Source organism: Rhodococcus sp. M8, from assembly GCF_015654185.1.
Lineage (GTDB): Bacteria > Actinomycetota > Actinomycetes > Mycobacteriales > Mycobacteriaceae > Rhodococcus > Rhodococcus aetherivorans.
Genome location: NZ_CP064065.1, coordinates 1,046,541 through 1,066,103 on the forward strand (window position 1 = coordinate 1,046,541; position 19,563 = coordinate 1,066,103).

The window sequence follows — 19,563 nt, forward strand, 5'->3', positions numbered from 1 at the left end:
GCCGATCCGACGACGTCAGAGCAGCCTCAGCACACCGGCGATCGCGGCGAGCAGGGTCAGCGCCAGCAGCACCCCGGCGAAGAGGGTGTTGCCGCCCCGCCACGTCGACCAGGTGCCACCCGCGGCGAGGCCGGCGAGCATGAACAGGCCGTACGTCAGGACGACGTCCACTACAGGGTGCCCTTGGTCGACGGCACGCCGCTGACCCGGGGATCCGGTTCGACGGCCTGGCGCAGCGCCCGCGCGACGGCCTTGAACTCGGCCTCGGTGATGTGGTGCTGGTCGCGGCCGTAGAGCACGCGTACGTGCAGGGCGATGCGGGCGTGGAAGGCGAGGGATTCGAACACGTGCTTGTTGATCACGGTCGAGTACGGCACGCCGGGGTAGCCGCCGATCACCGAGTGCACCATGTAGTCCGGTTCGCCGGTGTGCACGCAGTAGGGCCGGCCGGAGACGTCCACCGCCGCGTGCGCGAGGGTCTCGTCCATCGGAATGAACGCGTCGCCGAAGCGGCGGATGCCCCGCTTGTCCCCGAGCGCCTGATTCAGCGCCTGACCGAGGACGATCGCGGTGTCCTCGACGGTGTGGTGCGCCTCGATCTCGATGTCGCCCTGGGCGCGCACGGTCAGGTCGAAGCTGGCGTGCTGACCGAGCGCGGTGAGCATGTGGTCGTAGAACGGGACACCGGTGGTGATGTCGGTGCGGCCGGTGCCGTCGAGGTTCAGCTCGACGACGATGGACGACTCCTTGGTGGCACGCTCGATCCGCGCGGTGCGCGGGGTGGGGGTGGTCTGCTCGCTCATCGCCCGTCCTCGATCTCGGTGGCGGCGAGCTTCTCGCTCACCCGTAGCAGTTCGTCGTTCTCGTGGGCCAGGCCCACGGTGGTGCGCAGGAACCCGGGGATACCGACGTCCCGGATCAGCACACCCTCGTCGAGGTAGCGCTGCCAGGTCGCGGCGGCATCGGCGAAGCGCCCGAACAGGATGAAGTTCGCGTCCGAGGGCACCACGTGGTAGCCGAATCGGGTCAGCTCGGTCGCGATGCGGTCGCGTTCGGCGCACAGCCGCGCGACCGAGCCGAGGGTCTCGTCGGCGTGCCGCAGCGCGGCCCGGGCGGCAGCCTGGGTGATCACCGACAGGTGGTAGGGCAGCCGCACGAGCAGCAGTGCCTCGACGAACGCGGGCGCGGCGGCGAGGTAGCCGAGCCGGCCCCCGGCGAACGCGAACGCCTTGCTCATGGTGCGCGAGACGATCACCTTGGCCGGGAACTCGTCGATCAGCGCGAGCGCGCTGGGGGCGGCGGAGAACTCGGCGTAGGCCTCGTCGACGATCACGATGCCGGGCGCGGCCGCGCAGATCGCGCGCAGCTCGTCGAGCGGGATGCTGTGCCCGGTGGGGTTGTTCGGGCTGGTGACGAACACCACGTCGGGTTGCTGCCGGCGGATCGCGGCCACCGACGAGTCGAGGTCGAGGGTGAAGTCCTCGCCCCGGTAGGTCGGCAGCCACTCGGTCTGGGTGCCGTCGGCGATGATCGGGTGCATCGAGTAGGACGGCACGAATCCCATCGCGGATCGGCCCGGCCCGCCGAAGGCCTGCAGGATCTGCTGCAGGATCTCGTTGGACCCGTTGGCGGCCCAGACGTTCTCGACGCTCACGCCCACCCCGGTCTGCCGGGTCAGGTAGGCGGCGAGGTCGGTGCGCAGCGCGACGGCGTCACGGTCGGGGTAGCGATGCAGCTGCGCGGCGGCCTCGCGCACCGACTCGGCGACGTCGTCGATCAGGGCGCGGGTCGGTGGGTGCGGGTTCTCGTTGGTGTTGAGCTGCACCGGCACCGTCAGCTGCGGCGCGCCGTAGGCGGACTTGCCGCGCAGGTTCTCCCGCAGCGGCAGGTCGTCGACGGTGATGCCGGATCCCGGGGCGCTCACTGCAGATCCTCGAAGCGCAGCCGCACGGCCTCGCCGTGCGCGGGCAGGTCCTCGGCGGTGGCGAGGGTGATCACGTGCCCTGCGACGTCCTCGAGCGCCTCGCGGCTGTACTCGACGACGTGAATGCCGCGCAGGAACGTCTGCACGCTCAGTCCGGACTGGTGCCGGGCGCAGCCGGCGGTGGGCAGCACGTGATTCGAGCCGGCGCAGTAGTCACCGAGGCTGACCGGCGCCCAGGGGCCGACGAAGATCGCGCCCGCGGCCCGCACCCGCGCGGCGACCGCGGAGGCGTTCTCGGTCTGGATCTCGAGGTGCTCGGCGGCGTAGGCGTCGACGACCTTCAGGCCCTGGTCGAGGTCGTCGACGAGGACGATCCCGGACTGGCTGCCCGACAGCGCGGTCCGTACGCGTTCGCGGTGCTTGGTGAGCTCGAGCTGGGCGGCGACGGCGGCGTCGACGGCGTCGGCGAGCTCGGCGCTGGTGGTGACGAGGACCGACGCGGCCATGACGTCGTGCTCGGCCTGGCTGATCATGTCGGCCGCGACGTGGACCGGATCGGCGGTGTGGTCGGCCAGGATCGCGATCTCGGTGGGGCCGGCCTCGGCGTCGATGCCGACGACGGCGCGGCACAGGCGCTTGGCGGCGGTGACGTAGATGTTGCCCGGGCCGGTGATCATGTCCACGGGCGCGAGTTCGGCGTCGTCGACGGCGGTGCCGTCCGGTGTCACGACGGCGGTGCCGTCCGGTGTCACGACGGCGGTGCCGTCCGGTGTCATATCGGTGCCGCCGTAGCTGAGCAGCGCCACGGCCTGGGCACCGCCGACGGCCCACACCTCGTCGACGCCGAGCAGGGCGGCAGCGGCGAGGATGGTCGGGTGCGGCAGGCCTCCGAAGTCCGCCTGCGGCGGGGACGCGACGACGAGCGACTCGACGCCGGCGGCCTGGGCGGGCACCACGTTCATCACGACCGACGACGGGTAGACGGCGTTGCCGCCGGGCACGTACAGCCCCACCCGCTCGACCGGCACCCAGCGTTCGGTGACGGTGCCACCGGGCACGACCTCGGTGACGGTGTCGGTGCGGCGCTGGTCCTGGTGCACCGTGCGGGTGCGTTCGATCGCGACGACCAGCGCCGAGCGCACGGCGGGATCGAGTTCCTCGAGGGCCCGGTCGAGTTCGGCCTTCGGCACCCGCACGCGGTCGGGGCGCACCCCGTCGAACTTCTCGCTGTAGTCGAGGGCGGCGGCGGCGCCTCGGTCGCGCACGTCCTCGACCACGGGCCGCACCTGATGCAGCACCGCGTCCACATCCACTCCGCCGCGGGGCAGCGCGCCCCTCAGCTCCGCAGTGGTGGGGGTTCGACCACGCAGGTCGGTGCGGGCAAGCATGAGGTGTCCTCTCTCGCGAACGGGGGTCCGTTCCATTATCCGTGATGGCGGCGATCGCCCTCGACGGCAGTCCCCGAACGCGCCGTCCGTGCGCCTCGGGGCGGCCGGCGGCCGGACCTATGCTGACCACATGGAGGACGATGTGTCGCCCCCCCCGACGTTGGGGGAGCTGATCCGCCGGCAACGTGAGCTCGCCGAGTTGCCCATGCGGCAGCTCGCCGCGATGGTGGGGATCTCGAACCCGTATCTGTCGCAGATCGAACGGAACCTGCGGGCGCCGAGCGAACGCGTGCTGCAGGCCATCGCCGAGCAGCTGCATCTGTCGGCGGATGCGTTGACGGCCGAGGCGGGGCGGCCGGATCCGGGAGAGTCCGCGGTGGTGCACGCGATCCGGGAGGATCCGGATCTGACGAACGCGCAGCGGCGGTCGCTGGTGGAGATGTACGAGGCGTTCCGGGAGGTGACCGTGGGTAAGCGGCGCCGGGGTGCGCGCTCCGACGACGATGCGGAGTGAGTAAGGTCACATCGGACGGCATAATGTGAGCCATCCTCAGGTTTCGGCTGGTGGGGCGCCGCGTCCCCGCCCGCCCGCCCCACGTGCAGCTCGCATGTACTTCGCGGTAAGATGCGCGACCCGGCACGCGGTGTCACCCTCGGGGCACACCCCTCTTCCCCATCTGGAGATGTCCCTTGCTCGACCACGTGCACAAGAAGTTGAAGTCGACCCTGGACCCGATCGGCTGGGGTCCCGCGGTGAAGTCGGTGGCCGGACGCGCCGTCCGCAACCCCCAGGCCGTCACCGCCGCCACGACGGAATACGCGGGCCGGCTGGTGAAGATCCCCGCGGCGGCCACCCGCGTGTTCAACGCCGACGATCCCAAGCCGCCGATGCCGCTCGACCCGCGGGACCGCCGTTTCTCCGACACCGCCTGGCGGGAGAACCCCGCGTACTTCTCGCTCCTGCAGAGTTATCTCGCCACGCGGGCCTACGTCGAGGAACTCACCGACGCCGGCGCCGGCGATCCGCTGCAGGACGGCAAGGCTCGCCAGTTCGCGAACCTGATGCTCGACGTGCTGGCCCCGTCGAACTTCCTGTGGAATCCGGGCGTGCTCACCCGCGCATTCGAGACGGGCGGGGCAAGCCTGCTGCGCGGCGCCCGATATGCCGTGCACGACGTGCTCAACCGCGGCGGCCTGCCGCTGAAGGTGGACTCGGACGCGTTCACCGTCGGCGAGAACCTCGCGTCCACCCCGGGCAAGGTGGTCTATCGCAACGACCTGATCGAGCTGATCCAGTACACGCCGCAGACCGAGCAGGTGCATGCGGTGCCGATCCTCGCCGCGCCGCCGTGGATCAACAAGTACTACATCCTCGATCTCGCACCCGGTCGCAGCCTCGCCGAGTGGGCGGTCCAGCACGGCCGCACCGTGTTCATGATCTCGTACCGGAACCCGGACGAGTCGATGCGGCACATCACCATGGACGACTACTACGTCAACGGCATTGCCGCCGCGCTGGACGTGGTCGAGGAGATCACCGGGTCGCCGAAGATCGAGGTGCTGTCCATCTGCCTCGGCGGCGCGATGGCCGCGATGGCCGCCGCGCGCGCATTCGCCGTCGGCGACAAGCGCGTGACCGCCTTCACCATGCTCAACACCCTGCTCGACTACAGCCAGGTCGGGGAACTCGGGTTGCTGACCGATCCGTCCACGCTGGACCTCGTCGAGTTCCGGATGCGGCAGCAGGGCTTCCTGTCCGGCAAGGAGATGGCCGGCAGCTTCGACATGATCCGCGCGAAGGACCTCGTCTTCAACTACTGGGTCTCGCGGTGGATGAAGGGCGAGAAGCCTGCGGCCTTCGACATCCTCGCGTGGAACGAGGACAGCACGAGCATGCCCGCGGAGATGCACTCGCACTACCTCCGGTCGCTGTACGGCCGCAACGAGCTGGCCGAGGGCCTCTACGTGCTCGACGGACAGCCCCTGAACCTGCACGACATCACGTGCGACACCTACGTCGTCGGCGCGATCAACGACCACATCGTGCCCTGGACATCGTCGTACCAGGCGGTGAACCTGCTGGGCGGCGACGTGCGCTACGTGCTCACCAACGGCGGGCACGTCGCCGGCGCGGTGAACCCGCCCGGCAAGAAGGTGTGGTTCAAGGCCGTCGGGGCGCCGGACGCCGAGACCGGCTCGCCGCTGCCCGCGGATCCGCAGGTCTGGGACGACGCGGCCACCCGCTACGAGCACTCGTGGTGGGAGGACTGGACGGCCTGGTCGAACAAGCGCGCCGGGGAGCTGGTGCCGCCGCCGGCAATGGGCAGCGCCGCCCACCCGCCGCTCGAGGACGCTCCGGGCACGTACGTCTTCAGCTGAGGACTTGCGCGTTAGCATTCATCTTGCTAACCTGCTAACTGCGTCCTCCGAGGCGCCCTCACACACCCGAACGGAAGGTACGCCATGACCACCGCCAAGACCCCCGTCGACGCCGCTGTCGCCAAGACCACCGCCGACACCGCCAAGGCCAACGAGGCTGCTGCCAAGGCCACCGCGGACGCCACCGCCGCCGCTCAGAAGATCGCCGAGTCGGCCACCACCGCCGCGAACCAGGCCACCGCCGAGTTCACCAAGGCTCTCGACGAGAGCGCCGCCCGCCTGAGCGAGTTCAACGACAAGGTCGTCGACGCTGCCAAGCAGAGCGGCAACCTCACCGTCGACACCTACGAGCGCGCCGTGACCAGCCTGCTCGACCTGCAGGAGAAGATCGCCTCCGCCACCCCGATCGCCTGGGTCGAGGACCTCACCAAGGCGCAGGTCTCCTTCGCCCGTGAGCTCACCACCACGGTGACCACCACCGCACGCGATCTCCTCAAGTGATCGATTGTGCGTCTCTTCCGACGCGATCGCGTCGGAAGAGGGGCACCACGCACCGGGCGCCGGTTCAATGAACCCCATGAACGCCCTGCAGACCGTCGCGATCGCCGCCGCCCCGTTCCGTCTCGGGGCGGCGGCGATCGCCGGCTGGAGCACCTACCTGGCCACCCTGAGCCGACGCGGCGCGCACCCGCTCGACGTCGCCGGCGACATCGCCGACTGGTGGCGCGTGCTCACCGACCGCGAACCCCCGCGCTGGGCCCACCCGTGGCCCGTCGCGCACTCCTGGCCGCTCGCCCGGCTGCGTGACTGCAGCGACCCCGACGCTCCCGCCCCCGAGGCCGTCCCCACCCTGCTGCTGCCGCCGCAGTCCGGATCGCACTCGTGCATCGTCGACCTCTCCCCCGACCGCAGCCAGGTCTCCGCCCTGCGCAGCGGCGGGTTGTCGCGGCTGTACTGCCTGGACTGGGCGCCCGCCGGCCCGGTCACCGACGGCGCCTCCCTCGACGACCATCTCGCCGTCCTCGCCGAGGCCGTCGAACTGCTCGGCGGACGGGTCAACCTGGTCGGCGGCAGCCAGGGTGGCTGGCTCGCGGCGATGCACGCCGCACTGCATCCGCGGACCGTGCACAGCCTCACCGTCGCGGGGGCCCCGATCGACTTCCACGCCGACCGTCCCGGTGCCGGCGCCCTCGAACACGTGCCACGCTCGGTGTCCGCGTCCGTGCTGAACCTGTGGTACGACGCCTCTCGGCTGTTCGGGGTGCTGCCCACCGACCCGGTGAGCGAGGTCCAGCGCAGCCTCGAACTGCTGGGCCTGCTGAACGACCCCGACACCCTCGGACAGGCGATCGACGAACGACGGTGGTTCCTCTGGCGCCAGGAGATCCCCGCCGCATTCCGCACGTGGATCCTCGAGCACCTGTTCGTCGGCAACGACCTCGTCGCCGGGGCCGTCACCACCGCGGCCGGTCCGGTGGACCTGGCCGCGATCGAGTGCCCCGTGCACATCGTCCTCGGCCGGCACGACCTCGTGGTGCCACCGGGACAGGTCCTCGCCCTCGCCGACCACGTCAGCACACCCGCCGGCGACATCACGGTGCACGACGTCGACGCCGGCCACCTCGGCTTGTTCGTCGGCCGGCGCGCCCTCACCGAGCTGTGGCCTCGGCTCGCGGCCGGGATCGCCGCGCACTCCCGATGAGGACCGCCGTCGCGGCGGTACGGAGGGCCGCTGCCGCCGTGGTGCTGACGGCCGCCCTCGCGGCCGCCGCCGCGGCGGGGTCCTCCCCGCCCGCCCACGCCGCGGGAGACGGGTTCCTGTGGGGCGTGTCGAGTTCCGGCTTCCAATCCGAAGGCTCCCCGCCGGACAGCAACTGGACCAGGTACGCCGCGTCGGGCCGCACCCACGAACTCGTCGGCACCTCGGTGGATTTCCGTCACCGCTACCGGGAGGACATCGCCGCGGCCGCGGACCTCGGGGTGGACGTGTTCCGGTTCTCGGTCGAGTGGTCCCGCATCCAGCCCACCCCGCACGGCTGGGACGAGGCCGAACTGCGCTACTACGACGACGTCGTCGCGACGGTGCGCGAGCACGGCATGATCCCGATGATCACCCTCGACCACTGGGTGTACCCCGGGTGGATCGCCGACCGCGGCGGTTGGCGCGATCCCGCCACGGTCGGGGCATGGCTCGCCAACGCCGAGCAGGTCGTCGCCCGGTACGCCGGGCTGGGCGCGATGTGGGTGACGATCAACGAACCGACGATCTACGTCCAGAAGGAACTCGCCTTCGGCGGGATCGACGCTGCCGACGTCCCCCGCATGTTCGACGCCCTGGTCGCCGCGCACCGCTCGATCTACGCCCGGATCCACGAACTGGACCCGGGCGCGCGCGTGACGTCCAACGCCGCGTACATCCCCGGGGTGCAGACCGGACTCGACGCCCTGTTCGTCGACCGGGTCCGCGACACCCTCGACTTCCTCGGGCTCGACTACTACTACGGAGCCACCCTCGCCAACCCGAGCGCGATCCACGCGCTCACCGACGACTTTGCCTCGATCGTCCCGCATCCCGACGGGATGTACGAGGCGCTGATGCACTACACCCGCCGTTTCCCGGGGCTGCCGCTGTACGTCGTGGAGAACGGAATGCCCACCGCCGACGGGGCGCCCCGCGCCGACGGCTGGACCCGGGCGCGACACCTGCGCGAGCACGTCGACCGGATGCGCCGCGCCGCGGCCGACGGCGCCCCCGTCTTCGGGTACAACTACTGGTCGATCACCGACAACTACGAATGGGGAAGCTACACACCACGTTTCGGCCTGTATACCGTCGACGTGCGCACGGATCCGAACCTGACGCGCCGTCCCACCGACGGGGTCGACGCCTACCGGGCCGTCACCGGTGAGCCGTGGCCGGTGCCGGTGCCGGGCTGACCGGCCCGGCCCGGTCGTAGAATCGCCCGATGACCTGGCAGACGTGGGTGGCCCTGCTCGGCGCCGCCTGGATGATCAGCCTCTCCCCCGGCGCCGGCGCGATCGCGTCCATGTCCTCGGGCCTCGCCCACGGACTGCGGCGCGGCTGGTGGAACATCGTCGGGCTGCAGTTCGGCCTGCTGCTGCAGATCGTGGTGGTCGCCGCCGGCGTCGGCGTGGTCCTCGCCGGGTCCGCGGCGGCATTCACGGTGATCAAGTGGTTCGGCGTGGCCTACCTCGTGTACCTGGGGGTGCGCCAGTGGCGCACTCGCCCCACCGAGGTCGACCCCGGCGCGGCGCCGGGACTCGGCTCGGCGCCGGCGCTGGTGGCGCGCGGGTTCCTGGTCAACGCGAGCAACCCCAAGGCGGTGGTGTTCATGCTTGCCGTGCTGCCGCAGTTCCTCGATCCCGCAGCCCCGCTGCTGCGGCAGTACCTGATCATCGCGGCGACGATGGTGACCGTCGACACGATCGTCATGACCGGCTACACGGGCCTGGCGGCGCGGGTGCTGACGCTGATGCGCTCGCCGCGCCAGCAGCGCATCACGGGCCGGGTGTTCTCCGGGCTGTTCTTCACGGCCGCCGCGTTCCTGGCCACCGTGCGCCGCGCGGCCACCGCGGCATAACGGCCGGTCAGTGCGGCCGCGGCGCCACCCCGAGCCGCTCGCACGCGGCGTGATACAGGGCGACCACCGCGGTGCGGATCCCCGCCCGGTCGGAGACGGGCTCGAGCCACGGCACCCGCACCGTCGTCTCGATGCCGCCGACCTCGACGACCCACTCGCCGAACTCGGTGTGCACGCCGGTCATGCGGGCGGCGCCCGCCGTGGGTTCCGCGAACGCGCGGACCACGAGCAGGTTGTCGTCGGCGTGGTCGTCGTTCATGTGCCCGGTCACGGCCGCGACGACGGCGGCGTCGAAGGAAGTCACGCCGGCGAGCCTAGCCTCACCGATCGCCGTCGGCGCCCGCCACCCCGACGGTGCGTTCGAGCGCGGCGAGCTCGTCGTCGAGGTGCGCGATCAGGCGATCGAGCTGCGGGACGCTGCGGCTGCACGAGGTGAGCCCAAACGCGATCCGGTCGTCGGTGCTGGTGCAGGTGATGTTCAGGGCCTGCCCGTCGACCGGCACCGACAGCGGGTACAGGGCGTCGACGCGGGCGCCGTTCCAGTACAGCGGCTCGACCGGGCCCGGCACGTTGGAGACGATCACGTTGAACGGCGGCCGCACCACGGCCCGGTTGCCGGTGAGCACCCCGACCGCGAGCGGAGCCATGCCGAGAGCGCTCGTGGCCAGCAGCGCGGTCTGGGACCGGCCCCGCATGGACTCCTTGCCGTCGACCATCGCGTCCCGGATGGCGGCCAGGCGGGCCGCCGAATCGTCGACGTGGGTGGCGAGCGGGCACATCAGCACGCCCACGTCGTTGCCGCCCTCGGTGGTCTTCCCGCGACGCAGCGACACCGGCACCATCGCGACGAGCGGATCGTCGGGCAGGGCCTCGTGGTCGAGCAGGTAGGCGCGCAGCGCTCCCGCGGACATCGCGAGGACGACATCGTTGACGGTGGCGCCGGCGGCCTCGGCGACGCGCCGCAGCCGCGTCAGCGACCAGTCGTGCGCGGCGAAGCGGCGGCCACCGGCGATGGACACGTTGAGCATCGTGCGCGGCGCCGTGAGCGACACCGCGCCGCCGCGGCCCCGCAGGGCCCGGTCCACGGTCCCCACCAGCGCGGGCACCATCCCGGCGGCCTCGTCGACGACGCCGCGCACGGCCCGCACGGTCATGCTCGGCAGGTCGAGCGCGGTCCCGACCGCGGAGTGCGGCGGGTCGGCGGACGGGAAGCGCGCCCAGGGCGCCGGCATGTCGGTGCGGTCCGCGTCGGTGCTCAGGGCCCGGTGCAGCAGCCGCATCGCGCCGACACCGTCGGCGAGAGCGTGGTGGATCTTCGTGTAGATCGCGTACCGCCCGTCGGCGAGGCCCTCGATCAGGTGCATCTCCCACAGCGGCCGGCTGCGGTCGAGGAGGGTGCTGTGCAGCCGCGACACCAGGGCGCGCAGTTCGGCGATGCCCCCGGGGCGTGGCAGGGCGTCGCGACGGACGTGGTGTTCGAGGTCGAAGTGCGGGTCGTCCTCCCACGCCCACATCCCCAGGGTGGCGAGGGAACGGACCGCGCGCCGGCGCCACAGGGGCGCGACGTCGTCACCGGCGAGGGCCGCGTCGAACAGCGCGCGCAGGGAACGGGCGTCGCCGCCCGGCGGCGGCTGCAGCAGGATCAGTCCCCCGACGTGCATGGGATGCTCGCGCGACTCGCCGAGCAGGAACATCGAGTCGATCGGGGACATCGGCAAACGCATGCGAGGTCTCTCCGTTCCCCGGTGACGGGGAACTGGTTAGTGGCGGACCCCCTGTGACCCGCCGGACGCGCGCCGCCGCCGTGAGGTGCCTCACGGCGGCGGATACGTAGCCAGTTGTACGCGATCGATGCGGCCGGTGCCAAGCGCGGCCCCGGCGTGGCGTCACATGTCGAGACCGAGGTCGAGGACGGTCACCGAGTGGGTCAACGCGCCGACGGCGAGGTAGTCGACCCCGGTGCGGGCGTAGTCCGCGGCCACGTCGAGGGTCAGGCCCCCGGAGGACTCGAGGCGGGTCTGCGGCGCGTGCGTGTTGCGCCGTTGGACCGCGATCTGCGTCTGCCACAGCGGGAAATTGTCGAGCAGGATCAGCTCGACGTTCTCGGCGAGCACCTCGTCGAACTGCTCGAGGCTGTCGACCTCCACCTCGCACTCGAGGTCGGGGGCCTGGGCCCGCACGGCCCGCAGCGCCGCGATCACCGAACCGGCGGCGACGACGTGGTTGTCCTTGATCAGCGCGGCGTCGCCGAGACCCATCCGGTGGTTGACACCGCCGCCGACCCGCACCGCGTACTTCTGCAGCGCCCGCAGGCCCGGCAGCGTCTTGCGGCTGTCGCGGATCTTCGCGTCGGTGCCGGCGACGGCGTCGACCCACTGCGCGGTGGCGGTGGCGATCCCGGACAGGTGGCACATCAGGTTCAGCATGGTGCGCTCGGCGGTGAGCAGGCCCCGGGTGGGGGCCTGCACCGTGAGCACCGCCTCCCCCGCCGCGGCACGATGCCCGTCGACGGCCCGGTCGAGCACCTCGTAGTCGCCGGCACCGAGGACCTCGTCGAGTACCAGCAGACCGATGTCGATCCCGGCGACGGTGCCGGGGCTGCGCGGCACCACCGACGCCGTGGCCACGGCGTCGGCCGGCACCGTGGCGGCGGTGGTCACATCCGGGCCGTAGCGCAGGTCCTCGTCGAGGGCGACGCGCACCAGCGCGAGCGTCTCGTCCCGATCGAGTCCGGCGGGCAGCTCGGTGCTGGCCATTCAGTGTGCTCCTGTGAGTTGTGGTGTGCGCAGCATGATCTCGCCGTCGGCGTCGAGACGCGTCTCGAGGCTGCGACGCTGCGCGGGGTCGGATTCGGGATGGTCGTCGCGGGTGTGGCACCCGCGGCTCTCGGTGCGGGCGCCGGCCGCGAGGGTCAGGGCCCGGGCCGCGACGGTGAGCGCGGCGTCCTCGAGCGCCGCCGCGTCGGTGCACCGGCCGGTCGGGGCGGCGGTGAGGCCCGCCCCGGCGACGGCGAGCCCGGCGGCGTCGCGGACGACGGAGGCGTGCCGGGTCATCAGCTGCTGCAACGCCGCCCGGTCCGCGCGGGGCCGGACGGGCAGGTCGGCGTCGGCGGTCTCGACGCGCAGCCCCCCGCGCTCCTCGGCCGCGGCCAGACCGGCGCGCTCGCCGACGACGAGGCCCTCGAGCAGGCTGTTGGAGGCGAGCCGGTTGCCGCCGTGCAGGCCGGTGCGGGCGACCTCGCCCGCCGCGTACAGCCCGGGTACACCGGTGCGGCCGCACACGTCGGTGACGACCCCGCCGCACGAGTAGTGCGCGGCCGGAGCGACGGGAATCAGGTCGCGGGCCGGGTCCAGGCCCACCTGCGCCAGGGAGGCGGTGACGGTCGGGAAGCGCCGCGCGAACCCGTCCAGGTGCCGGGCGTCGAGCAGGACGTGGTCGTCGCCGAGCTCGGCGAGCCGGGTGGCGATGGCACGGGAGACGACGTCGCGCGGCGCGAGGTCGCCGAGGGGGTGCACCCCGGCGGTGACCGGGCGGCCGGCACTGTCCACGAGGCGGGCACCCTCGCCGCGCACGGCCTCGCTGACGAGCGGGCGGCGGCCGACGGATCCGGCCGCGAACAGCACGGTCGGGTGGAACTGGACGAACTCGAGGTCGGCGACGGCGGCACCGGCGTGCAGGGCCAGCGCGATACCGTCGGCGGTGGCGCCGGGCGGGTTGGTGCTGCACGCGTACAGCTGCCCGAGGCCGCCGGTGGCCAGCAGCACGGCCGGGGTGTGGACGACACCGAGGCCCCGGTCGTCGAGGACGAGCAGGCCGGTGACGCCGCGCGTGTCGGTGAGGACGCGGGCGGCGGCGGCACCGAAGAGCACCGGCAGTCCGGCCGCGCCCAGGGCACGCTGGATCTCGGCACCGGTGGCGTCGCCGCCGGCGTGGATGATGCGGCGGGTGCTGTGGCCGCCCTCGCGGGTGCGGGCGATGCCGCCGTCACGGCCGCGGTCGAACACGGCTCCCAGGTCGGTGAGGGCCGCGACGGCGTCCTGCCCGCCGGAGACGATGGACCGCACGGCCGTCTCGTCGCACAGCCCGGCGCCGGCGGCGCAGGTGTCGGCGACGTGGGAGTCGACGGAATCCGCCGGCCCCGGGGCGACGACGGCGATGCCGCCCTGCGCGTACTGGGTGGCGGTGTCGGTGGGGCCGCCCTTGCTGACGGTCAGCACCCGCAGTCCGCGCCGGGACGCGGCGCGGGCGGCGGTGAGGCCGGCCACGCCGCCCCCGACCACCACGAGGTCGGCGCGGGCTTCCCAGCGGATCGTGTCCCGCCGCTCCGCTCGACCCGCGCCGACGCCGGAGGACATCGTCACTCCCCGCCGCCGGGGTTGCCGATCGCGATCATCCGCTGCACCGACTGCCGGGCCCGCTCGGCGACGGCCGGGTCGACGTGGACCTCGTCCTTGCCCTCCTGCAGGCAGCGCAGCAGCGCGGCCGGAGTGATCATCTTCATGTAGGGGCAGGACGCGCGGTCGTTGACGGCCTGGAAGTCCACGCCGGGCGCCGCCTTGCGCAGCTGGTGCAGCATCCCCACCTCGGTGGCGACGAGGACCTGCTTGGCGCCGGTGGCGCGGGCCGCGTCGAGCATGCCGCCGGTGGACAGGATCTTGACCTTGTCGTCGGCGACGAAGCCCTCACCGGCGAGGTACAGCGCGGAGGTGGCGCAGCCGCACTCGGGGTGGACGAACAGCTCGGCGTCGGGGTGCGCCTTGGACTTGGCGGCGAGCTCGTCGCCGTTGATCCCGGCGTGCACGTGGCACTCGCCCGCCCAGATGTGCATGTTCTGCCGGCCGGTCACGCGCTTGACGTGGGCGCCGAGGAACTGGTCGGGCAGGAACAGCACCTCGCGGTCGGGGTCGATGGAGGCGACGACGTCGACCGCGTTCGAGGAGGTGCAGCAGATGTCGGTCAGGCCCTTGACCTCGGCGGTGGTGTTGACGTACGAGACGACGACCGCGTCAGGGTGGTCGGCCTTCCATTCGCGCAGCTGGTCGGCGGTGATCGAGTCGGCGAGCGAGCACCCGGCCCGCTCGTCCGGGATGAGGACCGTCTTGGCGGGGCTGAGGATCTTCGCGGTCTCCGCCATGAAGTGCACGCCGCAGAAGACGATGGTGTCCTCCTCGGCCTCGGCGGCGATGCGCGAGAGGGCGAGGGAGTCGCCGACGTGATCGGCGACGTCCTGGATGGCGGGCAGCTGGTAGTTGTGCGCCAGCAGCGTGGCGTTGCGTTCGCGCGCCAGTCGCCGGATCTCCTCGGCCCACTCCGGGGTCGCCTCGACGCCGGTGTAGCCGCCGGGTCCGTCCTGGATCGGGGTGTGCGCGCCCGCCCACGTCGTAGTGGTCATGGCCTGCTCCTTCGCCGTGCACCGGGCGGGCTTTGCCCGGATTTCCGTATTCGGGGGTTTTCGACTTAGGATCGAAAACATGACACATGGTAGCACCCTTCACGAAGTGCTCATCGTCGTGTTCCAGGTTCGCCGATTTCCGGACACCCAGGGCGGCACGAAGACCGAGCTCGGGGTGCTGTTGTGGCAGCGCGCCCTCGACCCGGAGGCGGGCACCTGGTCGCTGCCCGGCGGCCGCCTCCGCGACGACGAGGACCTCACCACCTCCGCCCGTCGCCAGCTCGCCGAGAAGGTCGACGTGCGCGAGGTGGCGCACCTCGAGCAGCTCTCGGTGTTCTCCGATCCGCACCGGGTGCCGGGACCGCGCACGATCGCCTCGACCTACCTCGGGCTGGTGCCGATCACCTCCGATCCCCACCTGCCCGAGGACACCGCCTGGCATCCCGTGTCGGACCTGCCGGCGATGTCCTTCGACCACGGGGTCATGGTCGAGAACGCACGCACCCGCCTGGCCGCCAAGCTCTCGTACACCAACATCGCCTTCGGGCTGGCCCCCGCCGAGTTCGCCATGTCCACGCTACGTGAGATCTATTGCGCGGCACTCGGATACCAGGTGGATGCCACGAACCTGCAGCGCGTGCTCAAGCGCCGCGACGTCCTGACCCCCACCGGCACCACCGCCCCGCCGGGGCGTGCCGGCGGCCGTCCCCCGGCACTGTTCCGCTTCACCGAGTCGCGCCTGCGCGTCACCGACGAGTTCGCCGCCCTGCGCCCGCCGGGCTGACGGTTGGTGTGGTTCTCTGCGTCGGTATCGGCAACTGCAGGACGGCCCGGCCGAGTGGACGGTGGCGGCGAGCGCGTAGTGAGCTACCTCGAGGAGGTCGGTGCCGGCAAACGCGCCGAATCCGCGGAGCCGCTCGTCGCGGTGGCACAGGGCTGCGGCGAGCCGGCCGAGCCGGTTCGGGGGCTCGGCGAAGAATCGCAGGCGCGCGCCTCGCGTTCACCGAGATGTTCGGCGCCGTCGCCGTCCGCTGGGGGCTCCGGCGGCAGACGGCGGCGTCGGCCGGCAGCGGGTGCCCGCAAGTGGGCCCGCTCGAAGGCCTGAGAGTCGTCCGGGCGGATGCGGACCGCGTCCCCCTCAGGGGCGACATCGAGAATCCGGTAGGTGTCGTCGATCAGCGTCATCGCCACGGCAGTGCACGGTAGAAGCTCGACGTCAACGCTCGGTCACACGCCGATGAGCATCGCCTCCGCCTCCGTCGGTGGTGACCCGCTGGGATCCAGGGCCACCACCGACGGAGCCCGTCAGTTGAGGCGCTGCGGGACGCCGTAGGTGACCACGGTGTCGTTGTTGGCGGTGATCGCGCGGGCGAACGGCCGGACCGTCACCGGCCCGACGGCACCGGAGACCGAGCCGTGCACGCCGGCGATCCGGACGGTGACCGAATCCCCGTCGAACTCGTGATCCTCGACGATGGCGACCTCGGTGATGCCGCCGGGGGCGAGTTCGACCTCGATCTCCTGCTCGGGAATGATCGAGCCGCCGATCGTCGCGCCGGTGCTCGCGTCGAGGCCCAGCGCGAATTCGGGTGCCAGTTCGACGTTGACGCCCACCTCGTTGCCGACCTCCCAGTCCAGGCTGGGGGTGAAGATGTGCACCACCGCACCGGGCACCGCGACCGGGTAGCCGATCTGATATCCGAGGGTGAGCTTGGTGCCGGTGTAGTCGGCGGCACCGGGCCCGGTGATGTTCACGGTGGCGGAACCGTCGTGGAAGAACTCGACACTGAGCGGGGAGCTGTCGAGCGGGAGAACGCCCTGGATGGAGGTGTCGGCCTGCAACACCTCGATCGCGTTGCCGTCCGCGAGGGGCAGCACGCGGGCGTTGTCGACGGCGGCGGTGGCGGCGCCCGGGCCGACGAGCACGCTCAGCGCCACGGCTGCGGTGAGCGCGGTGCCCCGGACGACATTCGGACGGAATCGGTTGCCGGAGAAGCGGTGGACCATCGTGACGACCTCGTTCCTGGAGGTGGGAAGTGGCGTGACCTCCGACACGCACGCACAGCCTAGAAGCAGCACACGCGATTTCGCCGGACGAACCGGGGCGCGGCGTGTCCTGAACGTGACGCCACCACGGGCGGGCAGGCAGGATCACAGCACTCCGGCAGCGCCTGGTTCACACCGCTGTGGCACCGACCGGCCGCCCATAGATGACAAGTTCCGCGAGAACCTACAGCGAGGTCCGGCACATGCCGGCCTTACGTATACCGGGCGTCGGCCGGGTACCGGGGGAAACCGTCGCCGGCCGCGCGCCAGTCGGCCAGCCACCGCTCGGTGAGTTCCGTGCCCTCGGCCCGCAACGCCGCCAGGTGCCGCGGACTCCGGTCGAGTTTCGAGGCGTGGTCCAGCGTCCACGCCGAGTCCCGGCTCATCTTGATCGTGCGGACCACGACGGTCTTGCGGTCCGTCAGGGGCGGGGCGTCGTTGCCGTACTTGTCGATCCACCGGTTGACGGTGAGGATGTGGTCGAGTTCCTGGTTCAGCGACAGGTTGCCGGCCAGATCGTTCTCCCGGTCGCGGATCTCCTCGAGACCGACGCGCAACGAGGTCGGCGAGTACTCCTGCGGGTTGATCCGCACCACCCAGATCTCGTCGGGCTTGTCGTCGCAGGTCTCGGTGTCCAGCAGGTCCCGCACCGGCGGGTTCTGCGAATACAGGCCGTCCCAGTAGTAGCCGGTGCGCCGGACGGTGGTGCCTTCGTCCGCAGTGGGGAACTCGAGGTTCTCGATCGGTTGTGCGGGCAGCAGCTCGGGCAGCGTGCCCGACGCCGCCACCCCGTCGAGCGACAGGGCGCGTCGCATCCGCCACCGCGTCGCGCCGTACTGGTCGCGCTCCGGCGGGGGCTTGAGCCCCAGTTCCTCCAGGGTCTTGTCCGAGTCGAAGGTCTCGAAGTTGCCGCTGAGCACCTCGATCGCGCCGGCGATGACCCGGACATTGTTCTGGGCGAGGAGCTTCCAATCGACCGAGTCGAAGTCCGGGCAGAGCGAGGCGAGCAGGCCCTGGAATCCGAGGTACTCCGGGCGGGCACCCACCGATCCCAGGCCGAGCAGCCCGAGGCGGCCCGCCGCGGCGTACGGACTCGATTCGGGGAGGGCCACGCCCGCGGCCTTCCAGCGCAGCAGCACCTGCCCGGCCAGGTTGTGCAGCGTCTCGGCGGGGTTGGTCGCCGCGAACACGGTCCACAGGTGGTCGAGTCGTTCGACGGCCTTGTCGACGGTGCCGCAGTCCGGGTCGGATCCGTTGGGGGCCAGGCCGTACCAGGTCGCAAGCGCGCACAACGCGCCGGCGGACGTGCCGCTGAGCGAGACCAGATCGAAGGAGGTGCCGCCGTCGGCGTCCCACCGCTGCTTGGCCCGCAGAATCGAGGTGAGCGCACCCCAGGTGAAGGCGACGTGCGTACCTCCACCCTGACAGGCGATGGCGATCTTCTTGCGCCGCACGGACTGCACCGACACGTTGATCCTTCCGGAGGGGACGTGGCGCTGATTGTGTCGCATCTCCGGCCGCCTGTCCGCGCGGGCCCCGGGCGCGGCGGTCGCTCCCCGGCCGCACCCGCCACGGTCGGCGGGCGCGGCCACGCTCAGCGACGTTCCGTCAGGCTCGAGTCGAGCGTCCCGTGCCGGGAGCACCGGGCCCACCAGCCGTCGGGGGCGACCTGCACGATCATCCGGCGCCCGCACTGCTCGCAGAACCGGGGCGGCTCGAGACCGAGCCGGGCCGCGGCCGGGACCGGGGCGTTCTCGTCGACGGGCCGGCCGGTGAACGGGTTGAACACGCCGGCCTCCTAGAGGGTCTCGCCGAGCGCCTTGATCGGCATCTTCAGCTCGCCGAGCAGGTCGATGTCGGACTCGGCCGGCCGGCCGAGGGTGGTGAGGTAGTTGCCGACGATGACGGCATTGATGCCGCCGAGGATGCCCTGCTTGGCGCCGAGGTCGCCGAGGGTGATCTCGCGGCCGCCGGCGAAGCGCAGGATCGTGCGCGGCAACGCGAGCCGGAACGCGGCAACGGCCTTGAGCGCCTCCGCCGCCGGCAGGACCTCCAGATCCCCGAACGGGGTGCCCGGGCGCGGGTTGAGGAAGTTCAGCGGCACCTCGTCGGGCTCGAGCGCGGCCAGGTCGGCGGCGAATTCGGCACGCTGTTCGAGGGTCTCCCCCATGCCGAGGATGCCGCCGCAGCACACCTCCATGCCGGCCTCGCGGACCATCCGCAGGGTCTCCCACCGCTCCTCCCAGCTGTGGGTGGTGACGACCTGCGGGAAGAAGGAGCGGGCGGTCTCGAGGTTGTGGTTGTAGCGGTGTACTCCCATCGCGGCGAGCTGGTCGACCTGCTCCTGGGTGAGCATGCCGAGCGAGCAGGCCACCTGGATGTCGACCTCTTTGCGGATCGCTTCGACCCCGGCGGCGACCTGGGCCATGAGCCGCGCGTCGGGCCCCCGGACGGCGGCGACGATGCAGAACTCGGTGGCACCGGTCTTGGCGGTCTGCTTGGCGGCCTCGACGAGGCTGGGGATGTCGAGCCATGCCGAGCGGACCGGGGAGGCGAACAGCCCCGACTGGGAGCAGAAGTGGCAGTCCTCGGGGCAGCCGCCGGTCTTGAGACTGATGATGCCCTCGACCTCGACCTCGGGGCCGCACCAGGTCATGCGGACCTCGTGGGCGAGGCCGAGAAGATCCTCGAGCCGCTCGTCGGGCAGCCGCAGCACCTCGAGGACCTGCTCACGGTCGAGTCCCTCGCCACGCCCCAGCACCTGTTCGCGGGCGAGGGTGAGGATGTCGGCACGGGCGGGGGCCTGGGTCACGGTCGTCTCCTGGAGGGTGC

Annotated in this window: 21 protein-coding genes; 7 read left to right on the forward strand and 14 right to left on the reverse strand. The window is 71.8% G+C overall.

The window, feature by feature from the left end:
* Positions 1-15: 15 nt before the first annotated feature.
* From ISO16_RS04655 to hisD, 4 genes are read right to left on the reverse strand one after another with little or no spacing between them, the layout of a single operon-like run.
* Complete coding sequence (locus ISO16_RS04655; RefSeq protein WP_006937015.1) at positions 16-171, reverse strand: hypothetical protein; 156 nt, start codon at positions 169-171, stop codon at positions 16-18.
* Complete coding sequence (hisB, locus tag ISO16_RS04660) at positions 171-803, reverse strand: imidazoleglycerol-phosphate dehydratase HisB (protein WP_029544085.1); 633 nt, start codon at positions 801-803, stop codon at positions 171-173. Before hisB ends, ISO16_RS04655 begins: the two co-directional genes overlap by 1 nt.
* A complete protein-coding gene (locus ISO16_RS04665; RefSeq protein WP_006937022.1) occupies positions 800-1,924 on the reverse strand; it encodes a histidinol-phosphate transaminase in 1,125 nt (374 codons plus the stop codon). Before ISO16_RS04665 ends, hisB begins: the two co-directional genes overlap by 4 nt.
* On the reverse strand, positions 1,921-3,312 hold the full coding sequence (hisD, locus tag ISO16_RS04670) for a histidinol dehydrogenase (protein WP_065922507.1): 1,392 nt from the start codon (positions 3,310-3,312) through the stop codon (positions 1,921-1,923). The genes ISO16_RS04665 and hisD overlap by 4 nt, the downstream gene beginning before the upstream one ends.
* Positions 3,313-3,442: 130 nt before the next feature.
* On the opposite strand from hisD, the gene ISO16_RS04675 reads away from it, so the two are divergent.
* From ISO16_RS04675 to ISO16_RS04700, 6 genes are all read left to right on the forward strand, one after another.
* Positions 3,443-3,826, forward strand: a complete 384-nt coding sequence (locus ISO16_RS04675) for a helix-turn-helix domain-containing protein (RefSeq protein WP_072635390.1) — start codon at positions 3,443-3,445, stop codon at positions 3,824-3,826.
* Between the two features lie 176 nt (positions 3,827-4,002).
* Positions 4,003-5,691, forward strand: a complete 1,689-nt coding sequence (locus tag ISO16_RS04680; protein ID WP_072635391.1) for a PHA/PHB synthase family protein — start codon at positions 4,003-4,005, stop codon at positions 5,689-5,691.
* An 84-nt stretch (positions 5,692-5,775) separates the two neighbouring features.
* Entirely contained in the window at positions 5,776-6,192 is a 417-nt protein-coding gene (locus ISO16_RS04685) for a hypothetical protein (RefSeq protein WP_006941283.1), read from the forward strand.
* A 76-nt stretch (positions 6,193-6,268) separates the two neighbouring features.
* Complete coding sequence (locus ISO16_RS04690) at positions 6,269-7,393, forward strand: alpha/beta fold hydrolase (protein ID WP_006941284.1); 1,125 nt, start codon at positions 6,269-6,271, stop codon at positions 7,391-7,393.
* Complete coding sequence (locus tag ISO16_RS04695; RefSeq protein WP_072635414.1) at positions 7,390-8,628, forward strand: glycoside hydrolase family 1 protein; 1,239 nt, start codon at positions 7,390-7,392, stop codon at positions 8,626-8,628. Before ISO16_RS04690 ends, ISO16_RS04695 begins: the two co-directional genes overlap by 4 nt.
* A 29-nt stretch (positions 8,629-8,657) precedes the next feature.
* Complete coding sequence (locus ISO16_RS04700; protein ID WP_072635392.1) at positions 8,658-9,293, forward strand: LysE family transporter; 636 nt, start codon at positions 8,658-8,660, stop codon at positions 9,291-9,293.
* A gap of 7 nt (positions 9,294-9,300) precedes the next feature.
* On the opposite strand, the gene ISO16_RS04705 is transcribed toward ISO16_RS04700, so the two are convergent.
* From ISO16_RS04705 to nadA, 5 genes are all read right to left on the reverse strand, one after another.
* The gene (locus ISO16_RS04705) at positions 9,301-9,597 is read right to left on the reverse strand and encodes a DUF2470 domain-containing protein (protein WP_006941289.1); all 297 of its coding nucleotides are present in this window, start codon (positions 9,595-9,597) and stop codon (positions 9,301-9,303) included.
* Positions 9,598-9,613: 16 nt separating this feature from the next.
* A complete protein-coding gene (locus ISO16_RS04710; protein WP_072635393.1) occupies positions 9,614-11,017 on the reverse strand; it encodes a WS/DGAT/MGAT family O-acyltransferase in 1,404 nt (467 codons plus the stop codon).
* A 162-nt stretch (positions 11,018-11,179) separates the two neighbouring features.
* The gene (gene nadC / locus ISO16_RS04715) at positions 11,180-12,049 is read right to left on the reverse strand and encodes a carboxylating nicotinate-nucleotide diphosphorylase (RefSeq protein ID WP_072635394.1); all 870 of its coding nucleotides are present in this window, start codon (positions 12,047-12,049) and stop codon (positions 11,180-11,182) included.
* Positions 12,050-13,648 carry an L-aspartate oxidase gene (locus ISO16_RS04720; protein WP_072635415.1) on the reverse strand — a complete coding sequence of 533 codons (1,599 nt, stop codon included), beginning with the start codon at positions 13,646-13,648 and terminating at the stop codon, positions 12,050-12,052.
* 2 nt (positions 13,649-13,650) lie between these two features.
* Positions 13,651-14,685, reverse strand: coding sequence for a quinolinate synthase NadA (gene nadA / locus ISO16_RS04725; protein WP_050035344.1), 1,035 nt, complete (start codon positions 14,683-14,685; stop codon positions 13,651-13,653).
* A 79-nt stretch (positions 14,686-14,764) separates the two neighbouring features.
* Between nadA and ISO16_RS04730 the strand changes: the two genes are divergently transcribed.
* Positions 14,765-15,469, forward strand: coding sequence for an NUDIX hydrolase (locus tag ISO16_RS04730; protein WP_006941309.1), 705 nt, complete (start codon positions 14,765-14,767; stop codon positions 15,467-15,469).
* An 83-nt stretch (positions 15,470-15,552) separates the two neighbouring features.
* On the opposite strand, the gene ISO16_RS04735 is transcribed toward ISO16_RS04730, so the two are convergent.
* The 5 genes from ISO16_RS04735 to bioB all read right to left on the reverse strand — a co-directional run bounded on the left by ISO16_RS04735 (position 15,553) and on the right by bioB (position 19,543).
* Complete coding sequence (locus ISO16_RS04735) at positions 15,553-15,876, reverse strand: hypothetical protein (RefSeq protein WP_139311012.1); 324 nt, start codon at positions 15,874-15,876, stop codon at positions 15,553-15,555.
* Positions 15,877-15,990: 114 nt separating this feature from the next.
* A complete protein-coding gene (locus ISO16_RS04740; RefSeq protein WP_006941310.1) occupies positions 15,991-16,692 on the reverse strand; it encodes an MspA family porin in 702 nt (233 codons plus the stop codon).
* A 251-nt stretch (positions 16,693-16,943) separates the two neighbouring features.
* Positions 16,944-18,200, reverse strand: coding sequence for a patatin-like phospholipase family protein (locus ISO16_RS04745; RefSeq protein WP_072635395.1), 1,257 nt, complete (start codon positions 18,198-18,200; stop codon positions 16,944-16,946).
* 125 nt (positions 18,201-18,325) lie between these two features.
* A complete protein-coding gene (gene bsaP / locus ISO16_RS04750; protein ID WP_006941314.1) occupies positions 18,326-18,520 on the reverse strand; it encodes a biotin synthase auxiliary protein BsaP in 195 nt (64 codons plus the stop codon).
* 9 nt (positions 18,521-18,529) lie between these two features.
* Positions 18,530-19,543, reverse strand: a complete 1,014-nt coding sequence (gene bioB / locus ISO16_RS04755) for a biotin synthase BioB (RefSeq protein WP_072635416.1) — start codon at positions 19,541-19,543, stop codon at positions 18,530-18,532.
* Positions 19,544-19,563 lie beyond the last annotated feature (20 nt).

Excerpts from the sequence above, each read along its gene's own strand:
- hisB (WP_029544085.1), bottom strand. The coding sequence starts at position 803 with ATGAGCGAGCAGACCACCCCCACCCCGCGCACCGCGCGGATCGAGCGT.
- hisD (WP_065922507.1), bottom strand. The coding sequence starts at position 3,312 with ATGCTTGCCCGCACCGACCTGCGTGGTCGAACCCCCACCACTGCGGAG.
- ISO16_RS04675 (WP_072635390.1), top strand. The coding sequence starts at position 3,443 with ATGGAGGACGATGTGTCGCCCCCCCCGACGTTGGGGGAGCTGATCCGC.
- ISO16_RS04685 (WP_006941283.1), top strand. The coding sequence starts at position 5,776 with ATGACCACCGCCAAGACCCCCGTCGACGCCGCTGTCGCCAAGACCACC.
- ISO16_RS04690 (WP_006941284.1), top strand. The coding sequence starts at position 6,269 with ATGAACGCCCTGCAGACCGTCGCGATCGCCGCCGCCCCGTTCCGTCTC.
- ISO16_RS04695 (WP_072635414.1), top strand. The coding sequence starts at position 7,390 with ATGAGGACCGCCGTCGCGGCGGTACGGAGGGCCGCTGCCGCCGTGGTG.
- ISO16_RS04700 (WP_072635392.1), top strand. The coding sequence starts at position 8,658 with ATGACCTGGCAGACGTGGGTGGCCCTGCTCGGCGCCGCCTGGATGATC.
- ISO16_RS04710 (WP_072635393.1), bottom strand. The coding sequence starts at position 11,017 with ATGCGTTTGCCGATGTCCCCGATCGACTCGATGTTCCTGCTCGGCGAG.
- nadC (WP_072635394.1), bottom strand. The coding sequence starts at position 12,049 with ATGGCCAGCACCGAGCTGCCCGCCGGACTCGATCGGGACGAGACGCTC.
- ISO16_RS04720 (WP_072635415.1), bottom strand. The coding sequence starts at position 13,648 with ATGTCCTCCGGCGTCGGCGCGGGTCGAGCGGAGCGGCGGGACACGATC.
- nadA (WP_050035344.1), bottom strand. The coding sequence starts at position 14,685 with ATGACCACTACGACGTGGGCGGGCGCGCACACCCCGATCCAGGACGGA.
- ISO16_RS04730 (WP_006941309.1), top strand. The coding sequence starts at position 14,765 with ATGACACATGGTAGCACCCTTCACGAAGTGCTCATCGTCGTGTTCCAG.
- ISO16_RS04740 (WP_006941310.1), bottom strand. The coding sequence starts at position 16,692 with ATGGTCCACCGCTTCTCCGGCAACCGATTCCGTCCGAATGTCGTCCGG.